General features: G+C 74.5%; 11 protein-coding genes. 4 read left to right on the top strand and 7 right to left on the bottom strand.

Features of this window, described 5'->3' with window-relative positions; all coding sequences use genetic code 11:
* Positions 1–31: 31 nt before the first annotated feature.
* The 5 genes from FH969_RS02080 to FH969_RS02065 form a co-directional block, all read right to left on the bottom strand.
* Positions 32–712 (bottom strand): SDR family oxidoreductase, encoded by a 681-nt coding sequence (locus FH969_RS02080; RefSeq protein ID WP_139985784.1) that lies wholly within the window; start codon positions 710–712, stop codon positions 32–34.
* A 372-nt stretch (positions 713–1,084) separates the two neighbouring features.
* Positions 1,085–1,234 (bottom strand): hypothetical protein, encoded by a 150-nt coding sequence (locus FH969_RS15070; RefSeq protein WP_159096527.1) that lies wholly within the window; start codon positions 1,232–1,234, stop codon positions 1,085–1,087.
* On the bottom strand, positions 1,231–2,457 hold the full coding sequence (locus tag FH969_RS02075; RefSeq protein WP_139985782.1) for a DNA polymerase III subunit delta': 1,227 nt from the start codon (positions 2,455–2,457) through the stop codon (positions 1,231–1,233). Before FH969_RS02075 ends, FH969_RS15070 begins: the two co-directional genes overlap by 4 nt.
* Positions 2,454–3,113 carry a dTMP kinase gene (gene tmk, locus FH969_RS02070; protein ID WP_108720181.1) on the bottom strand — a complete coding sequence of 220 codons (660 nt, stop codon included), beginning with the start codon at positions 3,111–3,113 and terminating at the stop codon, positions 2,454–2,456. Before tmk ends, FH969_RS02075 begins: the two co-directional genes overlap by 4 nt.
* 26 nt (positions 3,114–3,139) lie before the next feature.
* Positions 3,140–4,189, bottom strand: coding sequence for a Gfo/Idh/MocA family protein (locus FH969_RS02065; RefSeq protein WP_246071649.1), 1,050 nt, complete (start codon positions 4,187–4,189; stop codon positions 3,140–3,142).
* 36 nt (positions 4,190–4,225) lie between these two features.
* Here FH969_RS02065 and FH969_RS02060 point away from each other — a divergent pair, with 36 nt between their 5' ends.
* The 3 genes from FH969_RS02060 (at position 4,226) to FH969_RS02050 (ending at position 10,044) form a co-directional block, all read left to right on the top strand.
* The gene (locus tag FH969_RS02060; protein ID WP_342776984.1) at positions 4,226–5,785 is read left to right on the top strand and encodes a SulP family inorganic anion transporter; all 1,560 of its coding nucleotides are present in this window, start codon (positions 4,226–4,228) and stop codon (positions 5,783–5,785) included.
* Positions 5,786–5,930: 145 nt separating this feature from the next.
* Positions 5,931–8,774, top strand: coding sequence for a type I DNA topoisomerase (topA, locus tag FH969_RS02055; RefSeq protein ID WP_139985778.1), 2,844 nt, complete (start codon positions 5,931–5,933; stop codon positions 8,772–8,774).
* 208 nt (positions 8,775–8,982) lie between these two features.
* Positions 8,983–10,044 (top strand): phosphatase PAP2 family protein, encoded by a 1,062-nt coding sequence (locus FH969_RS02050; RefSeq protein ID WP_180359624.1) that lies wholly within the window; start codon positions 8,983–8,985, stop codon positions 10,042–10,044.
* Positions 10,045–10,216: 172 nt separating this feature from the next.
* On the opposite strand, the gene ligD is transcribed toward FH969_RS02050, so the two are convergent.
* Positions 10,217–12,385 (bottom strand): non-homologous end-joining DNA ligase, encoded by a 2,169-nt coding sequence (ligD, locus tag FH969_RS02045; RefSeq protein ID WP_139985776.1) that lies wholly within the window; start codon positions 12,383–12,385, stop codon positions 10,217–10,219.
* A complete protein-coding gene (gene ku, locus FH969_RS02040) occupies positions 12,385–13,173 on the bottom strand; it encodes a non-homologous end joining protein Ku (RefSeq protein WP_108719061.1) in 789 nt (262 codons plus the stop codon). Before ku ends, ligD begins: the two co-directional genes overlap by 1 nt.
* A gap of 195 nt (positions 13,174–13,368) precedes the next feature.
* On the opposite strand from ku, the gene FH969_RS02035 reads away from it, so the two are divergent.
* On the top strand, positions 13,369–13,572 hold the full coding sequence (locus tag FH969_RS02035; RefSeq protein ID WP_139985774.1) for a ribbon-helix-helix protein, CopG family: 204 nt from the start codon (positions 13,369–13,371) through the stop codon (positions 13,570–13,572).
* The last annotated feature ends 87 nt before the right edge of the window (positions 13,573–13,659 follow it).

Below are 13,659 nucleotides of genomic sequence, written 5' to 3'. Positions count from 1 at the left end.
ACCCGAGCCTCGGCGAGGCGCCCAATCGGCGTCAGCTCGCGGCTCGCGCGACCGCCTCGAGCACCGGGAGCACGCCGCCCACCACGTCCCACTGCCGGCGCAGGGTCGCGGGCTGCGGGAGCACCGCGGCGATGACGGCGGCCACGTCGCCGCGCGAGATCGGCGCGGGCTCGAGGTCGACGCCGAGCTGGACGTGGCCCGTGGGCTCGTCGTCGAGCAGCGCCGCGGGGCGCAGGATCGTCCAGTCCAGCTCGCTGCGGCGCACGGCGAGGTCGGAGACCTTCTTCGCCGCGACGTAGGCCTGCCAGACGGGCGAGGAGTCGGCGGACGGCGGCTGGTCCACCCCGATCGCCGAGACCTGGACGTAGCGCCGGATGCCCAGCTCGGCGCACGCGGCGAGCGTGGCCAGCGTGCCGCCGAGGTCCACGGTGCGCTTGCGCTCGACGTTCCCGTCCGGCCCGCCGCCGGCCGCGAACACGACCGCATCCACGCCGTCGAGCACGGGCAGGTAGTCCACGACGCCGGCGCGCTCGATGTCGAGCAGCCGCGGCTCGGCGCCGAGCGCCTCGAGCTCGCTCGCCTGCTCGGGTCGGCGGACGAGCGGCACCACGGTGCAGTCGTCGGCGAGCAGGAGCGGCAGGAGGCGTCGCGCGACCTTGCCGGCGCCGCCCACGATCGCGATGGTCCGGGGCCCCGCAGCTCGCTCCGTCATCCCCCCATCCTGCCTCGCGTCCTCGTGTGACGCACGTCACACCCCGGCCGGCGTCAGATCTGCCGTGCTCGTCCGTCGAGGTAGGTGTCAGGACATCGGGGGTTCGGGTCCGGCGCCGCAGGGGGGCGCAGGACCCGGACCCGATGACCCGGCCAGCTCGAGCTTCCAGAGTCCGGCGCCGCAGGGGGGCGCAGGACTCCGGAACCACCAGGGTCCGGCGCCGCAGGGGGGCGCAGGACCTCGGGACCAGCGAGCTCGCGTGGGGGACGCGAACTCGCGAGAGACCAGCGGGACGGCGGCGCGGAGGGCGCGTCGCCGTCCCGCTGCCTTTCCGGGCCCCTGCGGCGGCGCACAGGCCGAGTGGACCCGCGCTCAGCCCTCCGTGACGGTCGGCACCGGCGCAACGGGCTGCAGCATCGGCGGTGAGTCGTCGCAGCCCGAGAGACCGACGGCGAGCAGCGCCCCCGCCAGCCCGGTGACGACCACGCGCACCGTCACGCGCACCGCAGTCCCGACCCTCATCGCCGCGCCCCCTCGCCCTGCGGTCGCAGCGCGACCGTCATCGCCTCGACGGCCAGCAACGGCGCGACGTTCCCGGCCAGCCGCGTGCGCGCCACACCGATCGCGTCCATCCGCGCGAGCGTCCCCTCGGGCGTGCTGGACGCGGCGACCGCGCGGACGTCCGCCGCCTGCGCCTCGTTCACGAGCGAGACCTCCGCGCCCAGCTGCACGACGAGCACGTCGCGGTAGAACGAGAGCAGGTCCGTCATCGCCCGGTCGAGCCCGTCGACCACGGCGCGCTTCGCCCGCCGCTTCTGGTCCTCTTCGAGCTGGCGCACCTGCGCCCGCACCGTCGGCGGAAGGGTGGCCTCGCCGTCGGCCCCGAGCGCCCGCAGCAGCGCGGCGCGCTCCGTGGCGTCACGCTCGGCTGCGCTCGCCGTCGCCTGCGCCGTGGCGACCTCGACGAGCTCGCCCGCGGCGAGGATCGCGTCGCCCACCCCGCGGACCCGGCTGGCGATCTCCAGCACCCGGGCGCGCCGCGCCCGAGCCTCGGGGCGCAGCGCGAGGCTCGTCGCAAGCCCGATGTGGCTCTGCGCCGCGCGCGCCGCCAGCAGCGCCTCACCGCCGTCCACGCCGTGCCGCCGCACGAGCAGCCCCGCCACCGCCTCGGCGGTCGGCACGCGCAGCGTGACGTGCCGGCACCGCGAGCGGACGGTGGTGATGACGTCCTGCTCGCTCGGCGCGCACAGCACCCAGACGGTGCGCGGCGGCGGCTCCTCGATGGCCTTGAGCAGCGCGTTCGCGCTGCGCTCGACGATCCGGTCCGCGTCCTCCACGACGATCACCCGCCAGCCCGACTCCGCCGGGGAGCGCTGCGCGAGCGTCACGAGGTCGCGCACCTCGGCGACCGTGATGACGGTCTTGTCCGTCGCGACGACGTGCAGGTCCGGGTGCACCCCGCGCAGCACCCGCTCCGCGGCCCCCGCACGCGCGACGGCGAGCTCACCGCCGGAGGTCGGCTCGCCGTCGGACCGGGGCGTGCTCGAGGCGATGAGGTCCGCGGCGAACGCGCGCGCGGCGACCGAGCGGCCCGATCCGGGCGGCCCGGTCAGCAGCCAGGCGTGCGTCATGGCCGTCGGGTCGGCCACGGCGTGGCGCAACACGGCGACGGCGTCCTCCTGGCCCACGACGTCGGCCCAGATGTCGAGCGGCGCCGCGGCCTCGGGGCTGGTGCCGGCACTCATGCCGGCACCACCGGGGACACGCGGCCGAGCAGGGGCGCGACGGCGAGCCGCACCTCGGTCTCGAGCTCACCGACGCTTCGCGAGGCGTCCAGCACGCGCCACCGCGCCGGCTCCTCGGCGGCGAGCGCGAGGTAGGCCGCGCGGGTGCGGCGGTGGAACTCCTCGCCGGCGCGCTCGAGCCGGTCCGGCGCACCCGTGAGCCGCTGCGGCAGGAGCGCCGGGTCGAGGTCGAGCAGGATCGTCATGGCGGGCAGTAGACCACCGACCGCCCACATCTGCAGGTCGCGCAGCTCGGCCATCCCCAACTCGCGCCCCCCGGCCTGGTAGGCGAGGGAGGAGTCGAGGTAGCGGTCGGTGAGCACCACCGCGCCGCGCTCGAGGGCGGGCCGCACGAGCGTCGCGACGTGGTGCGCGCGGTCGGTCGCGTACAGGAGTGCCTCGGTGCGGGCGTCGACGTCGTCGCCGTGCAGGACGAGGGTGCGCAGCGTCCGGCCCAGGTCCGTGCCGCCCGGCTCGCGGGTGCGGACCACCTCGAGCCCGTGCTCCTGCTCGAGCCAGTCCGCGAGGTGCGTCAGCTGCGTCGACTTACCGGCGCCGTCGCCACCCTCGAAGGAGAGGAACAGCCCGCCGGGCAGGCGAGTCGCGGCACGGGTCACCGGCCCAGGGTAGACGGCGCGGCCGGTCACTCCCCCGGGAAGACCACCCCGAGCTGGGCGCGCGCCTCGTCCATGAGCTCCATGACCTCGACGCTCGCCTGCCACGACATGAGCGGCGAGCTCGTCTCCCCGGCCGCGACCCGACGCGCGACCTCGGCGGCCTGGAACTGGAACCCGCCCTCGTGCTGCACCGGCAGGCGCCAGGAGGCGCCGTCGTGCGTGGACAGCGCGACCTCGACCGGCGTGTAGAAGCTGCCCGCCAGGTCGATCCGGCCGTGGGTGCCCGCGATCGTCGCCTCGTTCGCCATCGCCGTCTCCAGCGAGGCCTGCGCCACGGCCACGGTGCGCTCGCCGTAGCGCAGCACGACCGTCTCCCCCGTGTCCACCCCGAGCTCCGACAGCGCGCCGAACGCGTGCACCTGGTCCGGGACGCCGAGCAGCGCGTGCGCGAACGACAGCGGGTACACCGTGAGGTCGAGCATCGCGCCGCCGGCGAGCGCCGGGTCCCAGAGCCGGTGCTCGGGTCCGAACACGAGGTGCTGACCGTGCTGGGCGGTGACGGTCAGGACCTCGCCGATCGCGCCGTCGTGCACCGCGTCGACCACCGCGCGGTAGTGCGGCAGGAACCGCGACCACATCGCCTCCATCGCGAACAGCCCGCGCGACGCGGCGAGGTCGAACAGCTCCCGCGCCTCGGCGGCGTTCCGGGTCAGCGACTTCTCCACGAGCACCGGGCGGCCCGCGGTCAGCGCGAGCGAGGCCAGCTCGAGGTGGGCGCTGTGCGGCGAGGCGACGTACACGGCGTCGACCTCGCCGTCGGCCACGAGCTCGGCGTACGAGCCGTACGCCCGGGGGATGTCGTGGTCGGCCGCGAACGCCTCGGCCCGGCCGAGGTCACGGGACCCGACGGCGACCACCCGCGAGGCGGTGTAGCGCGGGATCTCGTGGGCGAACCGCCGTGCGATGCCGCCGGGCGCGAGGATGCCCCAGCGCAGCGCAGGAGCGTCGGCGGGATCGGGGTAGGCGTCCGCGGGACGCAGCGGGCTGGGGGCGGTCGACGCGTCGGGGTCGGTCACGCGGTCAGCCTACGGGCGGTGCGTACGCTGACCCGCGTGACCACGGTGCGCGCCGCGCTCGCCTCACCGCGCCGGCTGCGGGCCGAGGTGCTCGGCGGGCTCGTCGTCGCCCTCATCCTCATCCCCGAGTCGATCGCGTTCTCCGTGATCGTGGGCGTGGACCCGCGGGTCGGCCTCTTCACCACCGTCACGATGTCGATCGCGATCGCGTTCACGGGCGGCCGACCCGCGATGATCTCGGCGGCCACCGGCGCGGTGTCGCTCGTCGTCGCACCCCTGGCGCACGCGCACGGCGTCGACTACCTCGTGGCGACCGTACTCCTCGCGGGCGTCGTCCAGGTCGTGGTGGGCGTGCTCGGCGTCGCGCGCCTCATGCGGTTCATCCCGCGCTCGGTGATGGTCGGCTTCGTCAACGCGCTCGCCTCGCTCGTCTTCATCTCGCAGCTGCCGCAGCTCGTCGGCGTGCCGTGGCTGGTCTACCCGCTCGTCGTCGCGGGCGTCGTGATCATCTGGCTCACACCCCGCCTCACGACGGCGATCCCGCCGCCGCTCGTGGCCGTGGTGGTGCTGAGCGTCGTGGTGCTCGTCGGGCACCTCGCGGTGCCGACGGTCGGCGACCAGGGCGCGCTCCCGACCTCGCTGCCCACCCTCGGGCTGCCCGACGTCCCCCTCACGTTCGAGACGCTGCGGATCATCGGGCCGACCGCCGTCGCGATGGCGCTCGTCGGCCTCATGGAGTCGCTGCTCACCGCGAAGCTCGTCGACGACCTCACCGACACCCCCTCCTCCAAGACGCGTGAGGCGTGGGGTCAGGGCGTGGCGAACGTCGTGACCGGCCTGTTCGGCGGGATGGGCGGGTGCGCCGAGATCGGACCCACGATCGTCAACGTCCGCCAGACCGGCGCGCGCAGCCGGGTGTCGACGTTCCTCGCCGGCGCACTCCTGCTGGGCCTGGTCCTCCTGCTCGGCGACGCCGTGGCGCGGATCCCGATGGCGGCGCTCGTCGCGGTCATGCTCATGGTCGCGTTCACGACGTTCGAGTGGCGCGCGATCGCGCCGCGCACCCTGCGCCGGATGCCGAAGTCCGAGACCGCCGTGATGCTCACCACGCTCCTCACCACGATCGTCACCCACAACCTCGCGATCGGTGTGATCCTCGGGGTGCTCGTCGCGGGCGTGCTGTTCGCGAACCGGGTCGCGCAGGTCACGACCGTCACCCGGGTCGCTCGGGTGACCCGGCTCGGGGACACGGACGAGGCGCGCGACGGCGAGCACACCTCCGACGGCGAGCGCACCTGCGAGCACCCCTCCGGCAACGCGTCCGACGGCGAGCAGACGTACGCGATCGAGGGCGAGCTCTTCTTCGCCTCGGCGAACGCGGTGATCGAGTCCTTCGACTACACCGGCGACCCGGACCGGGTGGTGCTCGACCTCACCGGCGCGCAGGTCTGGGACGCGTCCGGCGTCGCGGCCCTCGACGCCGTCGTCGAGAAGTACGCCCGGCACGGCACCCGGGTGCGCATGGTGGGGCTCGGCGAGCGCAGCGCGGCGCGGCTGGAGCGCCTGCGCGGGCACCTCGGCGGGCTCGGCCAGTAGCGGCCGTCGCTCCCCAGGCGGTCCACATGCGGCGGCGGCCGGGTTGCGCGGACGTCGGCGAGCCGAGGTATGGTCCGCCACGAACGACCGCGCCGATCCGGCCCGTACGGAGGCGACGCGGGCCCCCACTTTCGGAAGGCCGCTCGTGCCCACCAAGACCCCGACCAAGCTCGTCATCGTCGAGTCGCCGACGAAGGCGCGCACCATCACGCCGTTCCTCGGCGCGGGCTACGAGGTCGAGGCGAGCGTCGGGCACATCCGGGACCTGCCGCAGCCGAGCGAGCTGCCCGCGGAGATGAAGAAGGGGCCGTACCGCAAGTTCGCCGTCGACGTCGACAACGGGTTCGACCCCTACTACGTGGTCGACGCGGACAAGCGCAAGAAGGTCGCCGAGCTCAAGAAGAAGCTCAAGGATGCCGACGAGCTCTACCTCGCCACCGATGAGGACCGCGAGGGCGAGGCCATCGCGTGGCACCTGCTCGAGGTGCTGCAGCCGAAGGTGCCGGTCAAGCGCATGGTGTTCCACGAGATCACCCGCGAGGCGATCCAGCGCGCCCTGACCGCCACGCGCGACCTGGACACCCGCCTCGTCGACGCCCAGGAGACCCGCCGCATCCTCGACCGGCTCTACGGCTACGAGGTCTCCCCCGTGCTGTGGCGCAAGATCGGCCCCGGCCTGTCCGCGGGTCGCGTGCAGTCGGTCGCCACCCGCCTCGTGGTCGAGCGCGAGCGCGAGCGGATGGCGTTCGTCGCGGCGTCCTACTGGGACGTCACCGGCACCTTCACCGGCGGCGGAGACGCGGCCGAGCCCGGGTCCGGCACCACGTTCACCGCGCGGCTCAGCGCGCTCGGCGGCACGCGCGTGGCCACGGGTCGCGACTTCGACGACACCGGCGCCCTGCGCACGCGGGCCGGGTCGGTCGTGCACCTGGACGAGGCGGCGACCACCGCGCTGGTGAGCGCGCTGGACGAGGCGAGCTTCGCCGTCGTGGGCGTGGACACCAAGCCGTACACGCGCCGCCCGGCGGCCCCGTTCACCACCTCGACGCTGCAGCAGGAGGCGAGCCGCAAGCTCCGGCTCAACTCCCGCGCGACCATGCGCACGGCGCAGGGGCTGTACGAGAACGGCTACATCACGTACATGCGCACCGACTCGGTGACGCTGTCCACCGAGGCGATCGCGGCGGCGCGGCGCCAGGCCGCGGACCTCTACGGCGCCGAGTTCGTGCCCGAGAAGCCGCGCGTCTACGCCAACAAGAGCAAGAACGCCCAGGAGGCGCACGAGGCCATCCGGCCCGCCGGCGACCACTTCCGCACGCCGGCGCAGGTCGCCGGGGAGCTCTCGGGCGATCAGTTCCGCCTCTACGAGCTCATCTGGAAGCGGACGGTCGCCTCGCAGATGGCCGATGCCCGCGGGTCGACCGCCACGCTGCGGATCGGCGCGCCGACGACGGCGGACGTCGCCTCCGAGCGCTCCGGCGCGCATCCCTCGGGCACGGTCGCGGAGTTCTCCGCGTCCGGCACCGTCATCACCTTCCGCGGGTTCCTCGCGGCGTACGAGGAGGGCCGCGACGCCGGCCGGTACGACGCCGAGGCCAGCGAGGCGCGCCTGCCCGACGTCAGCGAGGGCGACGCCGTGACGAAGGAGAACCTCGAGGCCGCGGGCCACGAGACCTCCCCGCCGCCGCGCTACACCGAGGCGTCGCTCACCGCGGCGCTGGAGGAGCGCGGGATCGGCCGCCCGTCCACCTACGCGGCCACGATCGGCGTCATCACCGACCGGGGCTACGTGCTGCGCCGCGGGCAGGCGCTGGTGCCGTCCTGGCTCGCGTTCTCCGTGGTCCGCCTCCTCGAGGACCACTTCGGCTCGCTCGTGGACTACGACTTCACGGCCGCGATGGAGTCCGACCTGGACCGCATCGCGAGCGGCGAGCAGGACCGCGTCGCCTGGCTGCAGGAGTTCTACTTCGGGCCGTGGACCTCGGGCTCGCCCGGGCTGCAGTCGCTCGTGGACGACCTCGGCGAGATCGACGCTCGCGACATCAACTCGATCCCGGTCGGCAACGGCATCACGCTGCGGGTGGGCCGGTACGGCCCCTACCTCGAGGGCACCGGCCCCGACGGCGAGGCGCTGCGCGCCTCGGTCCCCGAGGACGTCGCGCCCGACGAGCTGACGCCCGAGCGGGCGCTGGAGCTGCTGACGACGCAGTCCGACGGCGACCGCGAGCTCGGCACCGACCCCGCCACGGGCTACCAGGTCGTGGCGCGCAACGGCCGGTACGGGCCGTACGTCACCGAGGTGATCCCGGACGACGCGCCGGCCGCCGCCGACGAGAAGGGCGCCGCGGCCGGGGAGACCGGCACGACGGCGACGGGTACGACGGGTACGACGGCGAAGAGCACCGCGGCGAAGGGCCGCAAGAAGGCGCCGGCGAAGGTGAAGCCGCGCACCGGGTCGCTGCTGAAGTCGATGTCGCTGGACACCGTGACGCTCGAGCAGGCGCTGCAGCTCATGTCGCTGCCGCGCGTGGTCGGCACCGACCCGGAGTCCGGCGAGGAGATCACGGCGCAGAACGGCCGGTACGGGCCCTACCTCAAGAAGGGCACCGACTCGCGCTCGCTCGAGACCGAGGAGCAGATCTTCGACGTCACGCTCGAGGAGGCGCTCGCGATCTACGCGCAGCCCAAGCAGCGGCGCGGTCAGCGCGCGGCCGCCTCGGCGCTGCGCGAGCTCGGGAACGACCCGGTGAGCGAGAAGCCCGTGCTCGTCAAGGACGGCCGGTTCGGTCCGTACGTCACGGACGGCACCACGAACGTCACGATCCCGAAGGCAGAGTCCATCGAGTCGCTCACGCCCGAGCGGGCGTACGAGATGCTCGCCGAGAAGCGCGCCAAGGGGCCGGCGAAGCGCCCCGCGGCACGCGGTCGGGCGTCGACGACGTCGCGCAGCTCGACGACGCGCTCCCGCGCGGCGGCGCCCAAGGGCTGACCGAAGGCTGCTGCGGCGTGTGCTCACCGGCGGGCCGCCGCGCGCTCTGCTCCTCGCACGGTCGCCGGCTGCGCGGTCCACGCCCCGGCGGGCCGCCGGCGGGATGCTGCCCGGCGGTCTGCCGCCCGGCACAGGATCTCCGCACGACCGCGACGCGGCGTCGACAGCACTCCCAGGTCCCGCTGAGCCGGCCGCCTACCGTAGGTTCATGACCATGGTGACGCCTCCGGGCGCCGGCGCGCAGCCGGGCAGCGCGCCCGGCGCCCTGCCGGGCCCGCCGGCCGGTCCGCCCGGTGCACCCGGCGCTCCCGCGCCCAACCCCTACGCCTCCGGTACGCACGCGCCCGGACCGCACGCCCCCGGCCCGTACCCGCCCGGCCCGTACCCGCCCGGCCCGCACGCGCCGGCACCCCGCCCCACCCGAGCCCAGACCCGCTGGGTCTGGTGCCTCGTCGGCTCGCTGCTCGCCGTCGCGAGCATCGTCTGGATCTGGGCGTTCTTCGAGGTCGACGCGCGCGGCCGCTACGCCGACCAGCTGGCGTTCCTCGGCTCCGAGCGCGGCCGCGAGCAGATCGCGGGCATCAGCCGCCTGATCCTCGGGGTCGTGTCCCCGTGGTTCCTCGTCGCGGCCGTGACGCTCGCCGTCGCCGTGGCGCTGATCCGACGCCGCTGGGGCGACGCCGTGCGCGCGGCCGGAATCGTCGCGGGCGCGAACCTCACCACCCAGATCCTCAAGGGGCTGCTCGAGCGACCCGTCGACGACGGCCTGCTCGGCTGGGCCTCGGACAACTCGCTGCCGAGCGGGCACACCACGGTCGCCGCCTCGGTCGCCGCCGTGGCACTGCTCGTCGTCCCGCGCGCGGCACGACCGGTCACCGCGATCCTCGGCGCCGCCTACGCCGCCGCGACGGCCGTCGCCACGCTCGCGCTCGGCTGGCACCGGCCCGCCGACGTCGTCGCCGCGTTCGCCGTCGTGAGCGCCTGGACGCTGCTCGTGCTCGTGCCCAGCAGCGGACGCGCCGCCGACGGCGAGCCCGGCACCGCGGGCCGCATCCTCGCCGCGTGGCTGCTCGGGCTCACGTCCGTCGTCGGGATCGGCGTCGGGTTGGCCGTGCTCGTCATCCTGCTCGCGGGCGTGGACGCGAGTGCGATCCCGCAGGTCAACGGCACGATCACGACGGCGTCGACCACCGCCTACGTCGGGGCCTCGTTCGGCGTCGTCGGCAGTGCGGCGCTTGCGTCGTGGGCGCTGCTGCTCGCTCGCCGCTGAGCGGCCGTCCCGGTCGGGTCGTCGGCATCGCGGCGCTTGCGTCGTGGGCGCTGCCGCTCGCCCGCCGCTGAGCGGCCGTCCCGGTCGGGTCGTCGGCAGCGCGGCCCTCGAGTCCTGGGCGCTGCCGCTCGCCCGCCGCTGACCTGCGGCTTCGCCGGGTGGCCCAGTCTGGTCAGTCGGAGACCTGGCCGGACCAGCGCGCGGCGCGGAGCACGCCGTCGGGCGTCCAGGAGTCGAAGGTGACCTCGCCGACCACGGTCGGCTCCACCCAGACCGCGACGCGCGCCTCCTCGCGCGGCACCGCGGCGAACGGCGAGGTCGCGCGCCGCAGGGGCGACAGCTCGGTGAGCAGCCGGTCCAGCTCGGCGTCGGAGAACCCGGTGCCGACCTTGCCGACGTAGCGCAGGTCGCCGCCGGGCTCGCGCACGCCGAGCAGGAGCGACCCGATGCCGCCCTCGCGGCGGCCTTGCCCCGGCCGCCATCCGCCGATCACCACGCGCGCCTCGCCGTGGTGCTTGACCTTGACCCACGCGCCGGTGCGCTTGCCCGGCAGGTACGGGGAGTCCGCGCGCTTGGCGAGGACACCCTCGCCGTCGGCCGCCGCGTCGGCCGCGAGCGCCTCGACGAGCGTGCCGTCGTGCACGGGCGAGACGAACCAGCCGCCCTCACCCTCACCGATCCCGGCGCGCGGGTCGGCGACCGGCAGGTCGAGCGCCGCGAGCACCGCGCGGCGCTCGGCCAGCGGCCGGGTGACGAGGTCGACGCCGTCGAGCGCGAGGACGTCGAACACCACGAGGCGCAGCGGCGGCTTCGGCGGACCCGCCCGGTTCTGCAGGCGGTGGAAGCTCGGCCGCCCGTCGTCGTCGAGGGCGATGATCTCGGCGTCGAGCACGGCGTCGTGATCCTGCAGCGCGTCCGGCGCGTGGGCGAGGTCGGCGAACTCGGGCGTGAGGTCGCGACCCGAGCGGGCGGTGAACCACACGGCGGCGTCTGGATCACCCTGGGCGCCGTCGCCGTCGCCGTCGTCCGCCGCCAGCACGCTCACGACGGCGCGGTACCCGTCCCACTTCGTCTCGAACGTCCACCGCGGCAGCTCGAGGTCGCCGTGCGTGATCGGGTCGTAGGTGCTCGCGAGCATCGGCGGCACGCTCGTGGGCCGACGGCGAGCGGTCGCTTTCGCGGTCGCGCGCGGGGACGGCGCGGGCGGGGCCGGGGGCGGGGCCGCGGACCGTGCCGGCGTCGTGGACCGTGCCGGCGACCCGGCCTTCCTCGCACGGGGGGTGTCGCCGTCGGCCTTGCCGTCCAGCGTGCCGTCATCCGAGGTGCCGACCCCGCCCGGCCCGTCCCCGACGTCGTCGCGCGCGACCTCGCCGGCCGCCTCACCGGGCGGCAGCAGCGGGGCGAACGCGTCGCCGTCGAGCACGCGCTCGAGCACCTCCGCCATCCGCAGGTGCCGCAGCGAACCGGACCCACCCTCGCCCCCGCCTGACGCCCCCTCCTCGATCTCCGCCCACGTGCGCGGCGCCGCGACCCACGGCTGGAGCCGTCCGCGCACGGAGTACGGCGACACGGTCGTCTTCGCGGGGTTGTTCTGCGTGTGGTCGACGAACACGCGGCCCTCCCGCAACGACCGCTTCATCTGCGTGATCGCGAGCGCGGGCAGCTCGGCGGCGAGCGACTCGGCGAGCTCGGCCGCGAACGCGCTCGCGCCCGCGGCACCGACGCCCTCGAGGCGCGCGTACAGGTGCAGGCCCTTGCTGCCCGACGTCACCGGGACGCACACCAGGCCCATCCCGTCGAGGAGCTCGCGCGCCGCGAGCGCCACCTCGCAGCACTGCGCCAGGCCCACGCCCGGGCCGGGGTCGAGGTCCACCACGAGCCGGTCGGGCGCCGCCGTCGCGGCGTCGAGGGAGTACGGCCGCCGCCCGGCGAGCACGTCAGCGGGCAGCCGCCACTGCGGCACGTGCAGCTCGATCGCGGCCATCTGCGCGCACCACACGAGCGTCGCGACCTCGTCCACGAGCGGGTAGTCGACGGTCCGCTCGTGGTGCACGACGGCGGCGCGCGGCACCCAGTCCGGCGTGCCGGAGTCGAGGTTCTTCGTGAAGAACGGCTCGGCGCCCTCGCCCGTTCCGTGTGGCCAGCGCTTGCGGGTCACCGGTCGGCCGGCCAGGTGCGGGAGCAGGACCGGCGCGATCCGCCAGTAGTACTCGACGAGCTCGGCCTTCGTGGTCGGGCCGATGCCGGCGTCCGGGTCGCCGGGGAAGAGCACCTTCTCCGGGTTGGTGAGCCGCACCGTGCGCTCGCCGACGCGCACGAGGCGCGCTACGCCGTCGGGCACTACGAGGCCTCGCGGGCCTTCTTGCGCGCCTCGACGCTCTTGCGCAACGCGGCGACGAGGTCGACGACGTCGGTGGGCTCCTCCTCCTTCTCCACCGCGGTGAAGGACTCGCCGCCGGAGAGCTTGTCGTCGATGAGCTGCTTGAGCTGCGCGGTGTACTCGTCGGTGAACGCGGTGGGGTCGAAGTCCTCGGCCATCGACTCCACCAGGCTCGCGCTCATCGCGAGCTCCTTCTTGCTGATGGTCGGCTGCTCCTCGAGCGCCGCGAACTCGGCCGCGCGCACCTCGTCCGGCCAGATCATCGTCTGCACCACGAGGACGTCACCGCGCACCCGCAGCGCCGCGAGGCGCGTCTTGCCGCGCAGCGCGAAGTGCACGACGGCGGTGCGGTCGGTCTCCTCGAGCGTGCGGCGCAGCAGGGCGTACGCCTTGGGCGAGCGGGAGTCGGGCTCGAGGTAGTAGCTGCGGTCGAGCAGGATCGGGTCGATCTGCTCGCTCGGCACGAACTGCAGGACCTCGATCTCGTGCTTGGCCTGCGCGGGCAGGGAGTCGAAGTCCTCGTCGGTGAGGATGACACGCTGGCCGTCCTCGGAGTCGTAGGCCTTGGCGATCTGGTCGTAGCTGACGACCTCGCCGCACACCTCGCAGCGACGCTGGTAGCGGATGCGGCCGCCGTCCTCGGCGTGCACCTGGTGGAAGGCGACGTCGTGATCCTCGGTCGCGGAGTACACCTTGACCGGCACGTTGACCAGGCCGAACGCGAGTGAGCCCTTCCAGATGGAGCGCATCTGGGCATCATCCCCTGATTGAAGGTTCCTGGGAACCCACGCCCGCCCACCCGTTCGCGAGAGGAAGTCCGTCCTTTCGCGAGAGGAAGTCCGTCCTTTCGCGAGAGGAAGTCCGTCCTTTCCCGAGGCGATCTCCGTTGGCGCCAGTAGCGGTGATACCGTCGTGATACCACTCTGCTCACCTCGGAGGACGCCATGGCCATGACTCTGCGACTCGACGACGAGCACGAGGCTGCGCTCGCGCTCCTCGCGGCGGCCGACGGCGTGAGCAAGCAGGAAGCCGTACGGCGAGCCGTGCTCGAGGCCGCGTCCCGGCGCGCCCACAGCTCCGCCGTTCGCGACCTGGGCGAGCGCGGGATCGAGCGTTACCGGGACCTGCTCGACCGGCTCGGCGAGTGACCTGCTGTGACGCTGTTCCTGTCCAGTGAGGACCTGAGCGACCTGACCGACTTGCTGAAGGTCGGGCCGGTCCGAGACCGCGGCCTG

Origin of the sequence: Miniimonas arenae (assembly GCF_006351005.1) — a bacterium.
GTDB lineage: Bacteria > Actinomycetota > Actinomycetes > Actinomycetales > Beutenbergiaceae > Miniimonas > Miniimonas arenae.
This window is presented reverse-complemented; position numbering and strand designations above follow the sequence as displayed.